Source organism: Pseudomonas sp. BNK-7 (assembly GCF_048072025.1).
Classification (GTDB): domain Bacteria; phylum Pseudomonadota; class Gammaproteobacteria; order Pseudomonadales; family Pseudomonadaceae; genus Aquipseudomonas; species Aquipseudomonas danubii.
In genome coordinates this window covers 207,164-225,995 of record NZ_CP182252.1, presented here as the reverse complement: position 1 = coordinate 225,995, position 18,832 = coordinate 207,164, and the positions used below count along the sequence as shown (strand labels likewise).

The window sequence follows — 18,832 nt, the reverse complement described above, 5'->3', positions numbered from 1 at the left end:
TTCAGCTTAGTTGCTCTGTGCTTCCTTGCTGCCTATAGAGACACTTTGCAGCGCTTTTCGTGCCTGCTGTTTGCGCAATTGTTGCCAATGCGCGATCACGCCTTTGGGGGCCCAGATCTGTGGTTCTGACGCTTCGAAACCATCGGCCTGTTCACGTTCGGCCACAGTGGCCCGGGCCAGCTTGAAGGCGTGCTCCAGGTCGTCGGTCTGGTTCAGTGCCTGGGCGAACATAGCATCGCCGAAGTAGGTGAAGTCGGCTTCTTCGGAACAGCCGAAAGATACCCGGTCGGCCTGGGAGGCGGTCATGATCAGGGTTCGTTCGTCCTTGAGCGCAGGGATGAAACCGCCCGAGTAGCAGGACGAGATGACGATGATCTTGTCGCGGTTTTTCAGGGGGGCCAAGGCGATGGCCAGTTCATCGGCTGGTAGGTCGGTCAACTCCATGCGCGGCTGATCCAGTACCAGTTCGTGCTCGCTGGTGCCATGGCTGGTGAGGTAGATGAACACCAGGTCCTCGGGGCCGCTGCGTTCGGCCAGGGTCTGTGCGGCGCGGCGCAGGTTCTCCCGGGTGGCCATGGGCCGGTTCATCAGGTGGTCCCGGTGGTTGACCAGGCGGATCTGACCGTAGGCGCCGAAGCGGCTCGCGAGCATGTTGCTGACGTAGTCGGCTTCGCGCAGGAAGACACTCTGCTTGCCGTCGCCGGCCAGGGTCAGGCTATAGAGTTCGATGGTCGGGCTGGAGGCAGGCACCGCATCGAGGGCCTCCTTGAGCAGGCGACCCTGGACCAGCAGAGCAGTTTCCAAGGGGTCCGGCAGTAGTTTGCCGTCGGCGTCGCGAACCCGCATGCCATTGCTCCAGATACCGCTTTGCACACTGCCATCGCGCAGCACCAGCACACCGTGGCCCTGGTAGTTGTCGCTGTCGAAGCCGCCGATGTAGAAGCTGCCGTCACTGAGGTTCAGTCGTCCTTCGCCGCTGAAGCGCCAGTCGCTGAAGGTGCCGACATAATGGCTGCCATCGGCGCCGATCAGCTCGCCCTTGCCACCCAGGGCGCCTTCCTTGAACTGGCCGATCCAGACGTCGCCGTCGGAGTTTTCGTAGCGGCCCTTGCCATTGAGCTGGTTGTGTTTGAAACCACCGACATAAATGTCGCCTTCGGCGCTGTTGAAGGTGCCGTTGCCTTCCAGTTGGCCGTTGACGAAGTTGCCGCTGAACTGGTTGCCGCTGGCATCGCTGCGCTGGCCTTCGCCATTGGGCTTGCCCTTGGCGAATTGCCCCTGGTACTGGCTGCCGTCCTCCAGCTCCAGGCGGCCCAGGCCCGAGTACAGGTCGGCCTTGAACTCGCCGCGATAGGTCATGCCGTCTTCTTTGAGGGTGCCTTCGCCGTCCCGGCGGCCTAGTTTGAAGCCGCCGCTGTAGCTGCTGTCCTTGGTGGTCAGGGTGCCTTGCCCGTGGAACAGCCCTTGCTGGAACTGGCCGCGATAGACCTCGCCATTGCTCCCGTGCCATTCGCCCTGGCCATGCCATTGGCCCTTGTCGAACTGGCCGGCGTACCAGCTGCCGTTGGGGTAGTCGATGCGTCCCTGTCCCTGGAGCAGGCCATTGACCAGGTCGCCGCGATAGCGCCCGCCGTCGGGCAGTCGGGCATCGGGCGGCAACAGCGATTCGCCGTCTCCGCAAGCGCTGAGCAAGAGAGTCAAGACCAGGGGTACAAGTGGGCGCATAACGGGTTCCGGATAATTAGGGGACCGAGTATGCCGCAGCGGTGTGACTTATATATAGAGAGGTTGAGCGAAACAGCATGAGCTGTTTCGCATCAGGGACATTTCAGACGAAGCAGAGCGAAAGAGGCTCAGCGATATAGGCAGGTTTTTCCTCGCCGTCGATTTCCAGGGTGGCCGTGGCCTTGAGCAGCCATTGGCCGGGTTTCTTCTCGGTGACGTCGGTCAGTTCGACCTTGAGACGCACCTTGGAGTCGACTTTCACCGGCTGGATGAAGCGCACGCTGTCCAGGCCATAGTTGACCACCATCTTCAGGCCCTCGGGCAGCACGAGGATGTCTTCCATCAGTTTGGGGATCAGCGACAGGGTCAGGAACCCGTGGGCGATGGTGGTGCCGAACGGCGTTTTCGCTGCCTTGACCGGGTCCACGTGAATGAACTGGAAGTCGCCAGTGGCTTCGGCGAACAGGTTGATACGCTCCTGGTCAATGGTGAGCCACGCGGAACGTCCGAGTTCCTTCCCGACATAATCTTTGAGCTCTGCAACAGGAACATAGGGCATTGAGACTCTCCTTGGTTCAACGATTTTTTAGTATTCGACCCAGTGCTTTGTGGTCTGAAGTATCCACTTTAGATCATCATGGCGATCCTTCCCGGTAAACATCCATGCTTTTGGCGAATGCCGGTTCATAGCGCCTGCGTGCTTATAATGCGCCACGGGATCTGGCTGGAGAGGCGGTATGTTGTTACGCGGTTTGACATGGCTGGTGCTGTTCCAATTGCTCGGCACGGCGCTCAATCATCTGCTGTTGCCCGTACTTCCCGGGCCGATCATCGGCCTGTTGTTGCTGCTGGTTTTTCTGGTGGTGCGCGGCGAAGTGGGCGAGCCGTTGAACCTGGCGGCCAGCAGTTTGCTGCGATACCTGCCGCTGTTACTGGTGCCGCCTGCGGTCGGAGTGATGGTCTATGCCCGGGATATTGCCGCGGACTTCTGGGCGATCAGTGGCGCGCTGGTGCTGTCTCTGGTGATCTCCATGGCCTTTGTCGGTGTGCTGATGCAGCGCCTGGTCAAGCGCCAGTCCCGCCAGGAGGACAGTCAATGAGTGTTGATTGGCAAGGCGCCTGGGCGGCGGTGATTCACCATCCGCTGTTCGGCATCGGCATCACCCTGGGTGCCTACCAGTTGGTGCTGGCGGCCTTTGAGAAAACTCGCTGGATGTTCCTGCAGCCGGTACTAGTGTCCATGCTGCTGGTGATCGGTGTGCTGCTCGGCTGTGGTTTGAGTTATGCGGAGTACCGCAAGAGCACCGAGATTCTGAGCATTCTGCTGGGCCCTGCCACGGTGGCCCTGGCGGTGCCCCTGTACCTCAACTTGCGGCGCATCCGCCAATTGTTCTGGCCGATATTGACTACGCTGGTGGTGGGCGGGGTGCTGGCCACCGGCCTGGGGGTACTGCTGGGGTGGTGGTTCGGTGCTGAGCACATGATCCTCATGACCATGGCACCCAAGTCGGTGACTTCGCCGATCGCTATGCTGGTGGCCGAGCAGATTGGTGGCGTCGCGGCTCTGGCGGCGGTGTTCGTGCTGATTACCGGGGTGATCGGGGCGATCTTCGGCCCGAGTATCCTCGACCGCCTGGGCGTTCATGGGCCTGAGGCGCGAGGCATGGCCCTGGGCATGACCGCCCATGCGGTGGGCACTTCGGTGGCCTTGCAGGAGAGTGAGGAGTGCGGCGCCTTTGCGGCGCTGGCCATGAGTCTGATGGGCGTGGCCACGGCGGTACTGCTGCCGTTGGCGGTGTCTTTGCTGGTTTAAGGATGGGTGTATGAGCCTGGCGCTGTTTCCTTTGAATACTGTGCTGTTCCCTGACTGCATCCTCGATCTGCAGATTTTCGAGGCGCGCTACCTGGACATGATCGGCCGCTGCATGAAGCAGGGTTGCGGCTTCGGGGTGGTGTGCATCCTGGAGGGCGAGGAGGTCGGTACGGCCGCGCCAGGCTATGCCCTGGTGGGGTGCGAAGCACTGATTACCGACTTTCACCAGCAGGACAATGGACTGCTGGGAATCAGGGTCAAGGGTGGTCGACGCTTCCGCGTGCTGGAGAGCGAAGTGCAGAAAGACCAACTGACGGTGGCCCAGGTCCAGTGGCTGGCGGAGGCTGCGGAGCAACCATTGCAGGATGAGGACGCAGACCTGATCGCGCTGCTCAAGGCTCTGGCCGAGCATCCGATGGTGGAGGCCCTGGACATGGGCAGCGAGGCCCAGGGGCAATTGTCCCTGGCCAATCAGCTGGCCTACCTGTTGCCCTTTTCCGAACAGGACAAGATCGACCTGCTGCAACTGGATGATCCGCAGCAGCGTCTCGATGCCATCCAGCAACTGCTGGATGAACTGCAGGGCGAGCTCTTCGCCTGAGACCTGAACCTCTAGCGGCGGCTACAGGTTGCCGCCTGCACGCTTAATAGGCGTATCGCAGCAGGGCGTGAGGCAGATGCCGTGTCGCCATGAACCCGCACAACAGCAGCATGACTGGCAGTAGCAGCCACCAGACCTTGGCCGACATCGGCTTGAGCGATTCTTGCCATTGAATCAGGGTCAGGCTGGCGGCGCAGACACAGGTCGCGAGCATGGCACCGGCGAGAATGTCGGTTGGCCAATGAGCCCCCAAGTAGACCCGGGACAAGGCAATGGATGCCGCCGGCAGGCAGCCCAGCAGCAGCCAGGTCAGGCGCATTCGTGGTGGCTGGCCACGGCCTGCCAATACCGCCAGGGTCAGGAACAGGGCGAAGGAGCCAGAAGAGTGCCCGCTGGGCATGCTGAAACTGGTGAGGGGCTCGGTCAGGACCTCGGGACGTACCCGCGCAAAGAACCATTTGCTGGCAGTGTTGGCCAGTGCGGTGCACATCAGGGTGGCGCCGGCGAATACGGCGTGACGCCATTGGCGCAGGGCCAGAAGTAGCAGGGTCAGTACTGCGCTGATGATGAACATGGCGCGAAACTCGCCGATCTGGGTGACCATCACCATGATCTTGTCCAGGGTCGGGTTCCGGTGTTCCTGCACCAGGGCGATCAGCCCCTGGTCGAACTGCGTGAGATAGGGGTAACCGATGAACAGCCCTGCCAGGATCAACAGGCTCAGGCCGGACATCAGCAGGGTAGCCCGACGATGGCGACGCAGGCTGCTGGCGACGCTCAAGCCGATCAGTATTGCGAGGCTGCCAGCTACCACACCGGCTTGTGGCCAGAAGCCTTCGGGCAGCGGCAGGCGAATCGCCGCACCCGTGGCCCAGCCTGGCAGCAGGTAAGCCACCGACCAGCCCGCGGCTGCCAGCAGGCTGACGGCGAAAAATCGTACAAATGGCATGTCGAACATGCCGGCAACCATTGGCAACATTGGCCGCAGCGGGCCGATGAAGCGTCCTACCAGCAGACTGGCGATGCCGTAACGCTGAAAATAGGCTTCGGCGCCGTTGATCCATTCCGGATGATGGCGCAGTCCCGGCAGGCGCCGGATGCTTTGGTGAAAGTGACGCCCCAGCAGGTAGGACACCACGTCCCCGAGCAAACCGCCGAACAACCCCAGAAGCAGGGTTTCTCCCAGTGACAGCGCGCCGTTGCCCGCCAGCACGGCAATCGCGAACAGTAGCACCGTTCCCGGAACGATCAGGCCGGCAATGGCCAGGCACTCCACGCAGGCCACAATAAATACAGCGGCGGCCAGCCATTGCGGGTTGGTGGTCAGCCAGGCGGTCACGCTGTCGAGCCATGGGCCCATAATTTCAACTCCATTGTCAGTGTCTGGCGGGTACGGGGTTGCGCTAATCAGTCGAGGATCAGGTAGTCGCGACCTTCGACTTGGCCACGGCGCAGCGGGTTCCGTGTGCAGTAGGGCGCATAGGCGGCATCGACGAAGCGGTACATCAGGTGTTCGTCACGACCGCGGGGGATACCCAGGCGGGTGGTCTGGATGATGTGCGGCACTGCGCTGCCGACGTCCTCGACGAAAAGGGTTTCGTGATCGAAGCGCTTTGCATCCCAGATTGGGACTTTCAAGCCCATGGCCTTGCACAGCAGGGTCTGGCCGGCGCATAGCTTTTGCGAGGGGCGCGGGCGGCCACTGGCGTCCGGGTTGTTCAGTAGCATCTGCGCCAGGCTGGCCGGGCCGGAGACAGTGTCAACCCAGGGATAGGCGGACTTGATCAGTACCGCATTGCCGGGCCCCTGGGCGCTGAAGTTCAACGAGTCGCCACCGCGTGCGTAATACATATAGATGTGGCCGCCATCGAGAAACAAAGCCTTACGCTTTTCTGTGTAGCCGAGGGAGGCGTGGCTGCCTTTTTCCTCGCAGTAATAGGCTTCGGTTTCGATAATGCGCGCGGATAACCACAGCTCGCCGACTTTATGGCGAATGACTTTGCCCAGCAGTTCACGGGCCAAAAGCTCGGCGTCACGGTCGAAAAAGCCGTCAGGCAAGGCTTTGGGCGGGTTCGCAGAGGTCAGGATGGACATGGTGACGAGGGTTATGGCGGAAAAAGTGACGTAATGGTAACAACTCCAGGCTTAATTCAGGCTGAACTGCGGGTATTTACACTCCATTTCGACCATCCGCCTGTGACCGCTGTCCGTGAACGGGCGCGACAGCTATAATCAGCCGCTTTCCTCTTTGCCAAGACCACACCAGACCATGACTGAGTCCGTTCTTGACTACATGACCCGTTTGGGTCGCGCTGCCCGCCAAGCTTCCCGGGTGATCGCCCGTGCCACCACTGCGCAGAAGAACCGTGCGCTGTTGGCGGCTGCCGATGCCTTGGACGCTGCGCGACCGGAGCTGACCGCAGCCAACGAGCAGGACCTGGCCAACGGCCGGGCCAATGGTCTGGAACCGGCTCTGCTGGATCGTCTGGCGCTGACTCCGGCGCGTATCGATGAAATGATCGAAGGCCTGCGTCAGGTGGCCAAGCTGCCTGACCCCATCGGTGAAATCCGCGACATGCGCTACCTGCCTTCGGGCATCCAGGTGGGCAAGATGCGTGTGCCCCTGGGAGTGATCGGCATCATCTACGAGTCCCGTCCGAACGTGACCATCGATGCTGCCAGCCTGTGCCTGAAGTCCGGCAACGCCACCATCCTGCGGGGTGGTTCCGAGGCCATTCATTCCAACCGTGCCATTGCCACCTGCATTCAGCAGGGATTGGCGGCTGCCGATCTGCCGCCTCACGTGGTGCAAGTGGTGGAAACCACTGATCGCGCCGCGGTGGGTGCGTTGATCACCATGCCCGAGTTTGTCGACGTAATTGTGCCTCGTGGCGGCAAGAGCCTGATCGAGCGGGTCAGCCGCGATGCCAAAGTTCCGGTGATCAAGCACCTGGACGGCGTCTGCCACGTGTATATCGATGTGGCGGCGGACCTGGACAAGGCGATTCGTATTGCCGATAACGCCAAGACCCAGCGCTACGCGCCGTGCAACACCATGGAAACCCTGCTGGTTCACGCCGCCATTGCCGAGCGCGTATTGCCGCCATTGGCTGCGATCTATCGCGACAAGGGCGTCGAGTTGCGTGGCTGCGAGCAAACCCGAGGAATTCTTGGCGCTGATGTGCTGCAAGCGACCGAAGAAGACTGGCGCACCGAGTACACCGCGCCGATCCTCTCGATCCGGGTGCTGGACAACCTGGAGCAGGCCATCGAACACATCAACACTTACGGCTCGCACCATACTGACTCCATCGTCACCGAGAACTTCAGTGACGCTCGGCGCTTCCTCAATGAAGTGGACTCCAGTTCGGTCATGGTCAATGCCTCTACGCGCTTTGCCGACGGTTTCGAATATGGCCTGGGCGCTGAGATCGGCATTTCTACCGACAAGCTGCACGCCCGTGGCCCGGTGGGCCTGGAAGGCTTGACCAGCGAGAAGTATGTGGTTTTCGGCGACGGTCACGTGCGCACTTGATGGGTAAACGTATCGGTCTGCTGGGCGGCACCTTCGATCCAGTGCATATCGGCCACTTGCGTGGTGCGCTGGAGGTGGCTGAATCCATGCAACTCGATGAGCTGCGCCTGACACCCAGTGCCAGGCCGCCGCATCGGGATACACCGCAGGTGTCGGCGCTCGATCGTCTGGCGATGGTCGAATATGCGGTGGCGGGCGTTTCACCCCTGGTGGTGGACGACCGTGAGCTGAAACGGGACAAGCCGTCCTACACCATCGACACCCTGGAGCAGATGCGGGCCGAGTTGGCCGCGGATGACCAGTTGTTTCTGTTACTGGGCTGGGACGCGTTTTGCGGCCTGCCCACCTGGCATCGTTGGGAAGAATTACTCCAGCATTGCCACATCCTGGTGCTGCAACGCCCGGATGCCGACAGCGAGCCACCGGATGCCTTGCGCAACCTGTTGGCGGCGCGCTCGGTGAGCGACCCACTGGCCCTGCAAGGGCCGGGGGGACACATTGCATTCGTCTGGCAGACGCCGCTTGCGGTGTCCGCCACCCAGATCCGTCAACTGCTGGCCAGCGGTAAGTCGGTACGTTTCCTGGTGCCTGACGCGGTCCTGGCCTATATCGATGCTCACGGACTTTACCGTGCGCCGAACTGAAGGAACGCTGCCGGCCTGTGCTGAGCGGCGCTCCAAACATACGAGCTGAACGAGTTTTATATGACTAACCAAGTAATGAAAGGCGAAGATCTGGTCAAGGTGGCTGTTGCCGCGCTGGAAGACGTCAAGGCCCAGGATGTCCTGGTGATCGATGTTCGCGACAAGCAAAGCATCACTGACTACATGATCATCGCCACCGGTACCTCCAATCGCCAGATCGGCGCGATGCTGGAAAAGGTCCGCGAGATGGTCAAGGCCCAGGGCGTGCGTCCGCTGGGTGAAGAAGGCAAGGGCGACAGCGACTGGGTGCTGCTGGACCTGGACGATGTGATCGTGCACATGATGACTGCCTCGGCTCGTCAGTTCTATGACCTGGAGCGTCTGTGGCAGGGCGCAGAGCAGAGCCGCGCGGCCGATGGCAAGCACCACAGCCCGGAGCATGGCCACGAGCACTTCACCAAGCTCAACAAAGACCAGCAATAAGGGACAGCTGTGCGCCTGCGTCTGATCGCTGTTGGTTCACGCATGCCCAAGTGGGTGGAAGAGGGGTGGCACGAGTATGCCAAGCGTCTGCCCTCCGAGCTGGCGCTGGAACTGGTGGAAATTCCGCTCAATACCCGGGGCAAGAACGCCGACGTGGCTCGCTTTATCCGTCAGGAAGGCGAAGCCATGCTGGCCAAGGTCGGGCATAACGAGCGCATCGTCACCCTCGAGGTGCACGGCAAACCCTGGAGCACCGAGCAGTTGGCGGTGGAACTGGATCGTTGGCGTCTCGATTCGCGCACCGTGAATTTCATGGTCGGCGGCCCGGAAGGGCTGGCGCCGGAAGTCTGTGCGCGAGCGGATCAGCGTTGGTCGCTGTCGCCGCTGACCTTGCCGCACCCGCTGGTGCGGATTCTCATCGGTGAACAGCTGTATCGCGCCTGGACCGTGTTGTCCGGGCACCCTTACCACAAGTAGCCCGCGCCCCTAATGTCCCAGCCGATCCGCATCAAGGACCACGAAAAAGACGCCCGTCTGGTGCGTAGCCGGGTCGTGTTCGGCGCCATTATGGTGGTCTGCCTGATTGGCGTGCTGATTGCCCGGCTGTATTACCTGCAGGTGATTCAGTACGACTATCACTCCACGCTGTCGGAGAACAATCGGGTGCATGTGCAGCCGATTCCCCCGACTCGCGGACTGATTTTCGACCGCAATGGCGTGGTAGTTGCTGATAACCGGCCCAGTTTCAGCCTGAGCATGACCCGCGAACGTTCCGGCAACTGGCAGCAGGTCCTCGATGTGATTGTCGAGGTGCTGGAACTGACCCCGGAAGACCGGGTGCTGTTCGAAAAGCGCATGAAACAGGGGCGGCGCCCTTTCGAACCGGTGCCGATCCTGTTCGAGTTGACGGAAGAGCAGATAGCCCGCATTGCGGTGAACCAGTTCCGTCTGCCCGGGGTGGAAGTGGTTGCGCAACTGGTCCGGCACTACCCGCAGGGCGCGCACTTTGCGCACTCCGTGGGCTATATGGGGCGGATCAACGAGAAAGAGCTGAAGTCCCTGGACCCGGTGAACTACAGCGGCACCCACCATATCGGCAAGACTGGCATCGAACGTTTCTACGAGCCGGAATTGCATGGCCAGGTGGGTTACGAGGAAGTTGAAACCAACGCCCGTGGCCGAGTGCTGCGGGTGCTCAAGCGCACCGATCCGATTCCCGGCAAGGACATTGTCCTGAGCCTGGATATCAAGTTGCAGGAGGCCGCGGAGCTGGCTCTGGGCGGCCGCCGCGGTGCGGTGGTGGCGCTGGACCCGAGCACCGGGGAAGTTCTGGCGATGGTCAGCCAGCCAAGTTTCGATCCGAACCTGTTCGTCACCGGTATCAGCTTCAAGGCTTATGCCGAATTGCGTGATTCCATTGATCGGCCGCTGTTCAACCGGGTGCTGCGCGGTCTGTATCCACCGGGTTCGACCATCAAGCCGGCGGTGGCGATTGCCGGGCTGGATGCCGGGGTGGTGACGGCCTCGTCCCGCGTTTACGACCCGGGCTACTACCAACTGCCCAACTACGATCACAAGTACCGCAACTGGAACCGAAGCGGTGACGGTTATGTCGACCTGGACACCGCGATCATGCGGTCCAACGACACCTATTTCTATGACCTGGCCCACAAGCTGGGGATCGATCGGCTCTCGGCCTACATGACCAAGTTCGGCATCGGCCAGAAGGTCTCCCTGGACATGTTCGAGGAATCCCCGGGGCTGATGCCGACTCGCGAGTGGAAGCGCGCCACCCGGCGTCAGGCCTGGTTCCCGGGAGAAACCCTGATTCTCGGGATCGGCCAGGGCTACATGCAGTCGACGCCGTTGCAACTGGCCCAGGCGACCGCTCTGGTTGCCAGCAAGGGCAAGTGGAACCGACCGCACCTGGCCAAGAGCATCGAAGGCGAGAAGCCGGTGGATCACAACCCGATGCCGGACATCGTCCTGCGCGACCCGTCGGACTGGATGAGGGTCAATCACGGCATGCAGCAGGTGATGCACGGCGCCCGCGGCACTGCGCGCAAGGCTGCGGTTGGTTCGCAGTACCGGATTGCCGGCAAGAGTGGTACTGCCCAGGTGGTGGCGATCAAGCAGGGCGAGAAATACGACCGCTCCAAGGTTCAGGAGCGCCATCGCGACCACGCCCTGTTTGTCGGCTTCGCCCCGGCGGAAAACCCCAAGATCGTGGTTTCGGTCATGGTCGAGAACGGCGAGTCGGGCTCCGGCGTTGCGGCTCCCGTGGTGCGCCAGGTGATGGATGCCTGGCTTCTCGGCCAGGACGGCCAGCTCAAGCCTGAGTTCGCCAGCCCTATCAGCGCGGAGGCTACGGCCCGTGAAGAGTAATTTTGACCGCATCCTCTCCAGTGAGGATGTGATGCGCCGTCGTGCGACGCTGTTGCAGCGCCTGCATATCGATGGCCCCTTGCTGGTGTTGCTGTTGACGCTGGCCGCCGGCAGCCTGTTCGTGCTGTATTCCGCCAGTGGCAAGAGCTGGGATCTGCTGGCCAAGCAGGCCACGTCCTTCGGCATCGGCTTGGTGTCGATGATTGTCATCGCCCAGTTCGAGCCACGTTTCATGGCGCGCTGGGTGCCTCTGGGCTATGTGTTCGGCGTGGTGTTGCTGGTGGTGGTGGACGTCATGGGCCACAACGCCATGGGCGCGACCCGCTGGATCAACATTCCCGGGGTGATCCGCTTCCAGCCGTCGGAGTTCATGAAGATCATCATGCCGGCGACCATCGCCTGGTACCTGTCCAAGCGCACCTTGCCGCCCCATCTCAAGCATGTGGGGATCAGCCTGATACTGATCGGCATTCCGTTCATCCTGATCGTGCGTCAGCCGGACCTGGGCACCGCCCTGCTGATCCTGGCCGGTGGCGCCTTCGTGCTGTTCATGGGTGGGCTGCGCTGGCGCTGGATTCTGAGTGTGCTGGCGGCCGCGGTGCCGGTGGCCATCGCCATGTGGTTCTTCATCATGCATGACTACCAGAAACAGCGAATCCTGACTTTTCTCGACCCCGAGAGCGACCCCCTGGGCACGGGCTGGAACATTATCCAGTCCAAGGCGGCCATCGGTTCCGGCGGGGTTTTCGGCAAGGGTTGGCTGCTGGGTACGCAGTCGCACCTGGACTTTTTGCCGGAGAGCCACACCGACTTCATTATTGCGGTCATGGGCGAGGAGTTCGGCCTGGTGGGCATTTGTGCGCTGCTGCTGATCTACCTGCTGTTGATCGGGCGCGGGTTGGTGATCACCGCTCAGGCGCAGACGCTGTTCGGCAAGTTGCTCGCAGGCAGCCTGACCATGACGTTTTTTGTTTACGTTTTCGTCAACATCGGTATGGTCAGTGGCTTGTTGCCGGTAGTGGGGGTTCCGTTGCCGTTCATTAGCTACGGAGGAACTTCGCTGGTGACGCTACTGTCAGCGTTTGGGGTTTTGATGTCGATCCATACCCATCGCAAGTGGATCGCGCAGGTTTGATTAAGGTGAAGAATTCAATGCAAGTAATGCGTGGCTGGGCTGCTCGGCATGCGCCGTGGGTCGGCCTGGTAAGCATCCTTGGTGCAGCGCAACCCGCGTTCGCCGGTGATTACGAAGGTTCGCCGCAAGTGGCCGAATTCGTTGGCGAAATGACCCGGGACTATGGTTTTGCCGGGGAACAGCTGATGGGGGTGTTCCGCGAGGCCGAGCGCAAGCAATCGATTCTTGACGCCATTTCGCGGCCGGCCGAGCGGGTCAAGCAGTGGAAAGAATACCGGCCGATGTTCATCACCGACGCGCGCATTGCCCGCGGTGTGGATTTCTGGCGTCAGCATGAGGCGGTTCTGGCTCGCGCCGAGCAGGAATATGGCGTACCGGCCCAGGTCATAGTGTCGATTATCGGCGTTGAGACCTTTTTTGGGCGTAATACCGGCAATTACCGGGTGATCGATGCGTTATCTACCCTGGGCTTCGATTATCCGCCCCGCGCCGAATTCTTCCGCAAGGAACTGCGCGAGTTCCTGCTGCTGGTCCGTGAAGAGCAACTTGATCCCTTGAGCCTCAAGGGCTCCTACGCGGGAGCCATGGGGCTGCCGCAGTTCATGCCGAGCAGTTTTCGCGCCTATGCGGTGGACTTCGACGGTGATGGCCACATCAATATCTGGACCAACCCGGACGATGCCATCGGCAGCGTTGCCAGCTACTTCAAGCGTCATGGCTGGGTGGCCGGCGAGCCGGTGGTGAGTCGCGCCGACGTGCGTGGCGATCGCGTGGACGAAGGCTTGACCACAGGGATAGAGCCGACCAAGACGGTCGGGGAGTTGCGGGCCCTGGGCTGGTCGAGTCATGATGCGCTGCGCGATGATCTGCCGGTCACCGCTTTCCGTCTGGAAGGTGACAGTGGCCCGGAATACTGGATGGGCCTGAAGAACTTTTACGCGATCACTCGCTATAACCGCAGCGTGATGTATGCCATGGCCGTACATCAGTTGTCTGAACAACTGGTCCAAGCACGGGGCGTCAAGTAATGCTGGCAATGCCAATCCGCAAACCCCTGAAGCTGGTGGCTTTTGCCGCGTTGTCCTTGTTGTTGGTCAGTTGCTCGACGAGCCGCTCGCCGCAGCACAAGTCCACGAGTGGCGTGCGCGCCATGCCGGGCCTGGACGTCAACCGTGCACACAAGGATGGCGCGCCCTGGTGGGACGTCGACGTCTCGCGCATTCCCGATGCGACCCCGACCCTGCACACCGGCCCGTACAAGGCCAACCCCTATACGGTGCTGGGCAAAACCTATTTCCCCATCCAGGAGTCCAAGAACTACGTGGCCTCCGGTACGGCGTCCTGGTACGGCACTAAGTTCCATGGTCAGAACACCGCCAATGGCGAGGTCTATGACCTGTACGGTATGAGTGCCGCACACAAGACCCTGCCGTTGCCCAGTTACGTGAAGGTCACCAACCTGGACAACAATCGCAGCGTGATCCTGCGGGTCAACGATCGTGGTCCGTTCTACTCCGACCGCATCATCGACCTGTCCTACGCGGCTGCAAAGAAGCTCGGTTATGCCGAGACCGGCACCGCTCGGGTCAAGGTCGAAGGCATCGATCCGCAGCAGTGGTGGGCCCAGCGTGGCCGTCCGGCGCCGTTGATGCTCAATGAGCCGCAAGTGGCGCAAAATAACGCGCCGGTGATCACGGCTTCGGCCGGTACTGTCGAGCAATGGACGCCGCCGCCCCAGCAACACGCTGCAGCGGTAGTTCCCGTACAAGTTAAAAACACTCCTGCAGCCGCCTCAGGCCAGTATCTGCAGGTGGGGGCCTTCGCCAACCCGGACGCTGCGGAGCTGTTGAGGTCTAAATTGAGCAGCATGGTGAGCGCCCCGGTGTTCATCAGCTCGATCGTACGTAATCAGCAGACGCTGCATCGGGTACGCTTGGGGCCATTCGGCACGCCGGGTGAGGCTCAGCAAGCGCAGAACAGTGTGCGCTTGGCTAACCTTGGCCAGCCCAGTGTGGTGACTGCCGAGTAAGAAGATTGAGGGTCCGCTTGCGGTATTGGGGGGCGGACCCTGGTTGTTGGCTCGTCGAACAACAAAAGCCCGGCAAGGGTCAGTGAGTGAGCAACTGAACACGCGACAGCCCTTTAGAAGGCTGTCTGAAATAGTTTTGCCCTCGGGCAAGTTTCCATTAGCAACTTCGAGAGACGGATGAACATCACCACCTTTGCCAAACGCCTGTGCCTGCTTGTCCCGCTGATCATCACGCCCGCCGCCTGGGCGGTCGAAGCGATGCCGTCGCCACCGCAACTGGCCGCCAAATCCTATGTGCTCATGGACGCCAGCAGCGGTAACGTGCTGGTGGAGAACAATGGTGACCAGCGCCTGCCACCGGCCAGTCTGACCAAGCTGATGACCGCCTACATCGCGACCCTGGAAATCCGTCGCGGCCAGATCGGCGAGAACGATCCGGTAACCGTCAGCGAGAATGCCTGGCGTACTGGCGGGTCGCGGATGTTCATCAAGGTGGGTTCGCAAGTCACCGTCAGCGACTTGCTGCACGGCATCATCATTCAGTCGGGCAACGACGCCAGTGTTGCGGTTTCCGAGCACATTGCCGGCAGCGAAGACGCTTTTGCCGACATGATGAACAAGACGGCTGCCGATCTGGGTATGAGCAACAGCCACTTCATGAACCCGACCGGCCTGCCGAACCCTGAGCACTACTCGTCGGCCCATGATATGGCGGTGCTGGCTCGCGCGATCATCCATGAAGACCCTGCCCACTATGCGATCTACTCGCAGAAGGAGTTCTTCTGGAACGGCATCAAGCAACCTAACCGTAACCTGCTGCTGTGGCGCGACAAGACCGTCGATGGTCTGAAAACCGGCCACACCGATGAAGCCGGCTACTGCATGGTGTCTTCGGCAGTACGTGATGGCATGCGTCTGATCGCCGTGGTGTTCGGCACCAACAGCGAGCAGGCCCGCGCCGCCGAAACCCAGAAGCTGCTGACCTACGGTTTCCGCTTCTTCGAAACCCAGACCTTCTACCAGAAAGGCACCGAGCTGGCTCAGGCGCAGGTGTGGAAGGGCACCTCTCATCAGGTCAAGGCCGGTCTGGCTGAAGATCTGACCATGACCATGCCTAAAGGCCAGTTGAAAAAGCTCGCCGCCAGCATGACCATGAACCCGCAACTGGTTGCGCCGATCGCCAAGGGCGACGTGATTGGTAAAGTCGAAGTGAAACTGGACGACAAGGTGGTGCACAGCGCTGACCTGATCGCCCTGGAAGCGGTCGACGAAGGTGGTATCTTCCGCCGCATGTGGGATAGCATCCGTCTATTCTTCTACGGCTTGTTCAACTGATATTGTCGACCTGCATGGCCCCCGCTCCGAAGTGGAGCGGGGGCCATGTCCGTCGTCCGGCTTACGAGGCCGTTACTGCCATGACAGACACTGACGTTAAGTCGCACAAGATTGAATTCCCCGTCGATGACTACCCGATCAAGGTGATCGGTGACACGGTTGTCGGCTTCAAGGACACCGTGATCGAGATCCTCGCCAAGTACGCCAAGCTGGACATCAAGTCCCTGGCCGAGCGTCAGAGCAGCAACGGCAAGTACACCACGGTACAACTGCACATCACCGCCACCGGTGAAGACCAACTGCGTGATATCAATAGTGCCCTGCGTGCTACCGGTGTCGTCCACATGGTGCTGTGATGCCACAGACGCTGGGCTTTCGTGAGCTTGGCCTGATGGCTTACGAGCCGGTCTGGCAGGCCATGCAGCGCTTTACCAATGAACGAGGCACCAGCGCCCCAGACGAAATCTGGCTGGTGCAGCATCCGCCGGTGTTTACCCAAGGCCAGGCGGGCAAGGCCGAGCATCTGCTGCTGCCGGGAGATATACCGGTGGTGCAGGCCGATCGCGGCGGACAGGTGACTTATCACGGTCCCGGCCAGTTGGTGGCCTACTTGCTGCTGGATGTGCGCAGGCTGGGATTCGGCGTGCGTGATCTGGTCAGTCGCATGGAGCAATGCCTGGTGGAGTTGTTGGCCAGCTACGGCGTGCCGGCGGCGGCCAAGCCCGATGCACCGGGTGTCTACGTCGAAGGGGCGAAAATCGCCTCCCTGGGCCTGCGTATCCGCCATGGATGTTCCTTTCATGGCCTGGCCTTGAACGTGGACATGGATTTGCAGCCGTTTCGACGGATTAACCCCTGTGGTTATGCCGGGTTGGCGATGACCCAGCTGAGCGACCATGCAGGGCCGATTGAATTTGCCGAGGTAAGTGCCCGGCTGCGTGCGCAGCTCGTCAAACACCTCGACTATGCTGAGCAGACGACCCTAACGGGCGGAATCGACTGATATGACTACTGCGCAAGACGCTGTTCAAACCCTGATCCCGACGGTGGATGTCTCCGAGCGGGCGCCACGTCCGAAAGTTGAAGCCGGCGTCAAATTGCGCGGTGCGGAAAAGGTTGCGCGCATTCCGGTGAAGATCATTCCGACCACCGAACTGCCGAAGAAACCGGACTGGATCCGGGTACGTATTCCGGTATCCCCGGAAGTCGACCGGATCAAGCAACTGCTGCGCAAGCACAAGTTGCACAGCGTCTGCGAAGAAGCATCCTGCCCGAACCTGGGCGAATGTTTCTCCGGCGGTACCGCAACCTTCATGATCATGGGCGACATCTGCACCCGTCGCTGCCCATTCTGTGACGTTGGCCACGGTCGTCCAAAACCTCTGGATGTCGACGAGCCGATGAACCTGGCAGTGGCCATCGCCGACCTGCGCCTGAAGTATGTGGTGATCACTTCGGTGGACCGCGACGACCTGCGTGACGGCGGTGCCCAGCACTTTGCCGACTGCATTCGCGAGATCCGCAAGCTGTCGCCGAACGTACAGTTGGAAACCCTGGTGCCCGACTACCGCGGTCGCATGGATGTAGCCCTGGAAATCACCGCTGCCACGCCACCGGATGTGTTCAACCACAACCTGGAAACCGTGCCGCGCCTGTACAAGGCTGCGCGTCCGGGCTCGGATTACCAGTGGTCGCTGACCTTGCTGCAGAAGTTCAAGCAACTGGTGCCCCATGTACCGACCAAGTCCGGCTTGATGCTGGGCCTGGGTGAAACCGACGACGAAGTCATCGAAGTCATGAAGCGCATGCGTGAGCACGACATCGATATGCTGACCCTTGGCCAGTACCTGCAGCCGTCCCGCAACCACTTGCCGGTTCAGCGTTTCGTGCATCCGGATACCTTCGCCTGGTTCGCCGAGGAAGGTTACAAGATGGGCTTCAAGAATGTCGCTTCGGGCCCGCTGGTACGTTCCTCGTATCACGCCGACGAACAAGCGAAACTGGCCAGAGAAGGCCTGGTTTCCTGATTTGCCTGCCCGCAAGGCTTGGGTCTTGCGGGCAGTTTCCCGGCTCTTTCGAGCACCTCTGCAGTCTCGGTTGTTTTTCGCCCACCCGGTCGCGTCATCCTCTTCTGTTTAACGAGATTCATGGCTACTGTGCTTGAGTGAATTCACACAGGGAGAATCTGCATGCCCATCCAACCGACTGCTGCCCTTCATGCTCACCTGCCGGTGCCGGCACTGGCTGCGGAAGGCGTCATCGGCCTTATTGCCCCCGCCGGTCCCGCAGTGCTGGATACCGAAAAAGCCTTTCAATGGATGCGTTCCCGTGGCTATACGCTACGGATCTTTCCCGGCGTTGGCCAGCAGGAGGGATATCTGGCTGGCAGCGACGAGGTGCGCCTCGATGACTTGCACAGCGCCTTTGCCGATAGCCAAGTCGACGCCATTGTGTGCCTGCGCGGGGGCTATGGCAGTCCGCGTTTGCTGGACAAGATCGACTTTGAGTTGCTGCGGCGCAACCCCAAGCCCTTTGTCGGCTATAGCGATATCACCGCCCTGCACCTGGCGATCAACCGCTATGCCGGGTTTGTGAGTTTTCACGGACCCATGCTCAATGCCGACCTGCTGGGTGACAAGCAACCGCCAACCGAGGCGTCCTTTTTCAACCTGCTCCGGGGCCAGGTAAAGGCGGGCAGTCTGCTGTCTCATCCCGTGGCTTTCCCATTGACCACTGTGGAGCCGGGCATTGCGTTGGGTCCGCTGTTGGGGGGAAATCTGTCGATGATTGCCTGCACGCTGGGCACGCCTTACGAAATCAATACCGACGGCGTCATCCTGTTTATCGAGGACGTCAACGAGCCTTTGTACCGTATTGACCGCTTGCTCAATCACCTGCGGCTGGCCGGCAAACTGGACAACCTGCGGGGCGTTTTGGTGGGGGATGTGGCCGGTGTGGACTTCAGCGCATTGTGCCGCCTGCTCAAGCAGACCTTCGAGCCGCTGCGGATTCCGGTGCTGGCAGGATGGCGCAGTGGCCATTGTGACCCGAACCTGACTTTGCCCATGGGCGCTCTGGTCAGGCTGGACGCAGGGGCGAGGGAGTTGACCCTGGCACAGGACGTGGTGTTCAAGTAGGGCTGGCCCT

Annotated in this window: 20 protein-coding genes; 16 read left to right on the top strand and 4 right to left on the bottom strand. The window is 61.0% G+C overall.

What is annotated here, in order from left to right:
* Positions 1-6: 6 nt before the first annotated feature.
* Both ACMGF8_RS01065 and ACMGF8_RS01060 read right to left on the bottom strand, forming a co-directional pair.
* Positions 7-1,725 (bottom strand): C13 family peptidase, encoded by a 1,719-nt coding sequence (locus tag ACMGF8_RS01065; RefSeq protein ID WP_102865337.1) that lies wholly within the window; start codon positions 1,723-1,725, stop codon positions 7-9.
* A 103-nt stretch (positions 1,726-1,828) separates the two neighbouring features.
* Complete coding sequence (locus ACMGF8_RS01060; RefSeq protein ID WP_102865338.1) at positions 1,829-2,284, bottom strand: MaoC family dehydratase; 456 nt, start codon at positions 2,282-2,284, stop codon at positions 1,829-1,831.
* 178 nt (positions 2,285-2,462) lie between these two features.
* Here ACMGF8_RS01060 and ACMGF8_RS01055 point away from each other — a divergent pair, with 178 nt between their 5' ends.
* From ACMGF8_RS01055 to ACMGF8_RS01045, 3 genes are read left to right on the top strand one after another with little or no spacing between them, the layout of a single operon-like run.
* Positions 2,463-2,825 (top strand): CidA/LrgA family protein, encoded by a 363-nt coding sequence (locus ACMGF8_RS01055; protein WP_115581012.1) that lies wholly within the window; start codon positions 2,463-2,465, stop codon positions 2,823-2,825.
* Complete coding sequence (locus tag ACMGF8_RS01050) at positions 2,822-3,538, top strand: LrgB family protein (protein WP_102865340.1); 717 nt, start codon at positions 2,822-2,824, stop codon at positions 3,536-3,538. The genes ACMGF8_RS01055 and ACMGF8_RS01050 overlap by 4 nt, the downstream gene beginning before the upstream one ends.
* Positions 3,539-3,548: 10 nt before the next feature.
* Positions 3,549-4,139 carry an LON peptidase substrate-binding domain-containing protein gene (locus ACMGF8_RS01045; RefSeq protein ID WP_102865341.1) on the top strand — a complete coding sequence of 197 codons (591 nt, stop codon included), beginning with the start codon at positions 3,549-3,551 and terminating at the stop codon, positions 4,137-4,139.
* Positions 4,140-4,182: 43 nt separating this feature from the next.
* On the opposite strand, the gene ACMGF8_RS01040 is transcribed toward ACMGF8_RS01045, so the two are convergent.
* Together ACMGF8_RS01040 and ACMGF8_RS01035 are read right to left on the bottom strand one after the other, a co-directional pair.
* Positions 4,183-5,499: a bifunctional DedA family/phosphatase PAP2 family protein gene (locus ACMGF8_RS01040; protein ID WP_102865342.1), complete on the bottom strand. Its 1,317-nt coding sequence runs from the start codon at positions 5,497-5,499 to the stop codon at positions 4,183-4,185.
* Positions 5,500-5,546: 47 nt separating this feature from the next.
* A complete protein-coding gene (locus ACMGF8_RS01035; protein WP_102865343.1) occupies positions 5,547-6,233 on the bottom strand; it encodes a DNA-3-methyladenine glycosylase in 687 nt (228 codons plus the stop codon).
* A 175-nt stretch (positions 6,234-6,408) separates the two neighbouring features.
* On the opposite strand from ACMGF8_RS01035, the gene ACMGF8_RS01030 reads away from it, so the two are divergent.
* The 13 genes from ACMGF8_RS01030 (at position 6,409) to ACMGF8_RS00970 (ending at position 18,822) form a co-directional block, all read left to right on the top strand.
* A complete protein-coding gene (locus tag ACMGF8_RS01030; RefSeq protein WP_102865344.1) occupies positions 6,409-7,674 on the top strand; it encodes a glutamate-5-semialdehyde dehydrogenase in 1,266 nt (421 codons plus the stop codon).
* Positions 7,674-8,318 (top strand): nicotinate-nucleotide adenylyltransferase, encoded by a 645-nt coding sequence (gene nadD, locus ACMGF8_RS01025; RefSeq protein WP_102865345.1) that lies wholly within the window; start codon positions 7,674-7,676, stop codon positions 8,316-8,318. The genes ACMGF8_RS01030 and nadD overlap by 1 nt, the downstream gene beginning before the upstream one ends.
* Positions 8,319-8,378: 60 nt before the next feature.
* Positions 8,379-8,801 carry a ribosome silencing factor gene (rsfS, locus tag ACMGF8_RS01020; protein ID WP_015637171.1) on the top strand — a complete coding sequence of 141 codons (423 nt, stop codon included), beginning with the start codon at positions 8,379-8,381 and terminating at the stop codon, positions 8,799-8,801.
* A gap of 9 nt (positions 8,802-8,810) precedes the next feature.
* Positions 8,811-9,278 (top strand): 23S rRNA (pseudouridine(1915)-N(3))-methyltransferase RlmH, encoded by a 468-nt coding sequence (rlmH, locus tag ACMGF8_RS01015; RefSeq protein ID WP_011063671.1) that lies wholly within the window; start codon positions 8,811-8,813, stop codon positions 9,276-9,278.
* Positions 9,279-9,290: 12 nt separating this feature from the next.
* Entirely contained in the window at positions 9,291-11,186 is a 1,896-nt protein-coding gene (gene mrdA / locus ACMGF8_RS01010; protein ID WP_102865346.1) for a penicillin-binding protein 2, read from the top strand.
* A 31-nt stretch (positions 11,187-11,217) separates the two neighbouring features.
* Positions 11,218-12,321: a rod shape-determining protein RodA gene (gene rodA / locus ACMGF8_RS01005; protein WP_102865347.1), complete on the top strand. Its 1,104-nt coding sequence runs from the start codon at positions 11,218-11,220 to the stop codon at positions 12,319-12,321.
* A 5-nt stretch (positions 12,322-12,326) separates the two neighbouring features.
* A complete protein-coding gene (gene mltB / locus ACMGF8_RS01000; RefSeq protein WP_371826211.1) occupies positions 12,327-13,349 on the top strand; it encodes a lytic murein transglycosylase B in 1,023 nt (340 codons plus the stop codon).
* Complete coding sequence (locus ACMGF8_RS00995; RefSeq protein WP_102865349.1) at positions 13,349-14,350, top strand: septal ring lytic transglycosylase RlpA family protein; 1,002 nt, start codon at positions 13,349-13,351, stop codon at positions 14,348-14,350. The genes mltB and ACMGF8_RS00995 overlap by 1 nt, the downstream gene beginning before the upstream one ends.
* Before the next feature lie 177 nt (positions 14,351-14,527).
* The gene (locus ACMGF8_RS00990) at positions 14,528-15,685 is read left to right on the top strand and encodes a D-alanyl-D-alanine carboxypeptidase family protein (RefSeq protein WP_102865350.1); all 1,158 of its coding nucleotides are present in this window, start codon (positions 14,528-14,530) and stop codon (positions 15,683-15,685) included.
* An 80-nt stretch (positions 15,686-15,765) separates the two neighbouring features.
* On the top strand, positions 15,766-16,041 hold the full coding sequence (locus tag ACMGF8_RS00985) for a DUF493 domain-containing protein (RefSeq protein ID WP_011063665.1): 276 nt from the start codon (positions 15,766-15,768) through the stop codon (positions 16,039-16,041).
* A complete protein-coding gene (lipB, locus tag ACMGF8_RS00980) occupies positions 16,041-16,688 on the top strand; it encodes a lipoyl(octanoyl) transferase LipB (protein ID WP_102865351.1) in 648 nt (215 codons plus the stop codon). Before ACMGF8_RS00985 ends, lipB begins: the two co-directional genes overlap by 1 nt.
* 1 nt (position 16,689) lies before the next feature.
* Positions 16,690-17,712, top strand: a complete 1,023-nt coding sequence (lipA, locus tag ACMGF8_RS00975; RefSeq protein ID WP_102865352.1) for a lipoyl synthase — start codon at positions 16,690-16,692, stop codon at positions 17,710-17,712.
* Positions 17,713-17,874: 162 nt separating this feature from the next.
* Entirely contained in the window at positions 17,875-18,822 is a 948-nt protein-coding gene (locus tag ACMGF8_RS00970; RefSeq protein WP_102865353.1) for a S66 peptidase family protein, read from the top strand.
* Positions 18,823-18,832 lie beyond the last annotated feature (10 nt).

What these genes read in the sequence shown, in the direction of transcription:
- lipB (WP_102865351.1), top strand. Translation starts at nt 16,041, where the DNA reads ATGCCACAGACGCTGGGCTTTCGTGAGCTTGGCCTGATGGCTTACGAG.
- ACMGF8_RS01030 (WP_102865344.1), top strand. Translation starts at nt 6,409, where the DNA reads ATGACTGAGTCCGTTCTTGACTACATGACCCGTTTGGGTCGCGCTGCC.
- ACMGF8_RS01060 (WP_102865338.1), bottom strand. Translation starts at nt 2,284, where the DNA reads ATGCCCTATGTTCCTGTTGCAGAGCTCAAAGATTATGTCGGGAAGGAA.
- rsfS (WP_015637171.1), top strand. Translation starts at nt 8,379, where the DNA reads ATGACTAACCAAGTAATGAAAGGCGAAGATCTGGTCAAGGTGGCTGTT.
- rodA (WP_102865347.1), top strand. Translation starts at nt 11,218, where the DNA reads ATGCGCCGTCGTGCGACGCTGTTGCAGCGCCTGCATATCGATGGCCCC.
- ACMGF8_RS01045 (WP_102865341.1), top strand. Translation starts at nt 3,549, where the DNA reads ATGAGCCTGGCGCTGTTTCCTTTGAATACTGTGCTGTTCCCTGACTGC.
- ACMGF8_RS00995 (WP_102865349.1), top strand. Translation starts at nt 13,349, where the DNA reads ATGCTGGCAATGCCAATCCGCAAACCCCTGAAGCTGGTGGCTTTTGCC.
- mrdA (WP_102865346.1), top strand. Translation starts at nt 9,291, where the DNA reads ATGTCCCAGCCGATCCGCATCAAGGACCACGAAAAAGACGCCCGTCTG.
- ACMGF8_RS01035 (WP_102865343.1), bottom strand. Translation starts at nt 6,233, where the DNA reads ATGTCCATCCTGACCTCTGCGAACCCGCCCAAAGCCTTGCCTGACGGC.
- ACMGF8_RS00985 (WP_011063665.1), top strand. Translation starts at nt 15,766, where the DNA reads ATGACAGACACTGACGTTAAGTCGCACAAGATTGAATTCCCCGTCGAT.
- nadD (WP_102865345.1), top strand. Translation starts at nt 7,674, where the DNA reads ATGGGTAAACGTATCGGTCTGCTGGGCGGCACCTTCGATCCAGTGCAT.
- ACMGF8_RS01055 (WP_115581012.1), top strand. Translation starts at nt 2,463, where the DNA reads ATGTTGTTACGCGGTTTGACATGGCTGGTGCTGTTCCAATTGCTCGGC.
- ACMGF8_RS01040 (WP_102865342.1), bottom strand. Translation starts at nt 5,499, where the DNA reads ATGGGCCCATGGCTCGACAGCGTGACCGCCTGGCTGACCACCAACCCG.
- ACMGF8_RS00970 (WP_102865353.1), top strand. Translation starts at nt 17,875, where the DNA reads ATGCCCATCCAACCGACTGCTGCCCTTCATGCTCACCTGCCGGTGCCG.
- ACMGF8_RS01050 (WP_102865340.1), top strand. Translation starts at nt 2,822, where the DNA reads ATGAGTGTTGATTGGCAAGGCGCCTGGGCGGCGGTGATTCACCATCCG.
- lipA (WP_102865352.1), top strand. Translation starts at nt 16,690, where the DNA reads ATGACTACTGCGCAAGACGCTGTTCAAACCCTGATCCCGACGGTGGAT.
- ACMGF8_RS01065 (WP_102865337.1), bottom strand. Translation starts at nt 1,725, where the DNA reads ATGCGCCCACTTGTACCCCTGGTCTTGACTCTCTTGCTCAGCGCTTGC.
- ACMGF8_RS00990 (WP_102865350.1), top strand. Translation starts at nt 14,528, where the DNA reads ATGAACATCACCACCTTTGCCAAACGCCTGTGCCTGCTTGTCCCGCTG.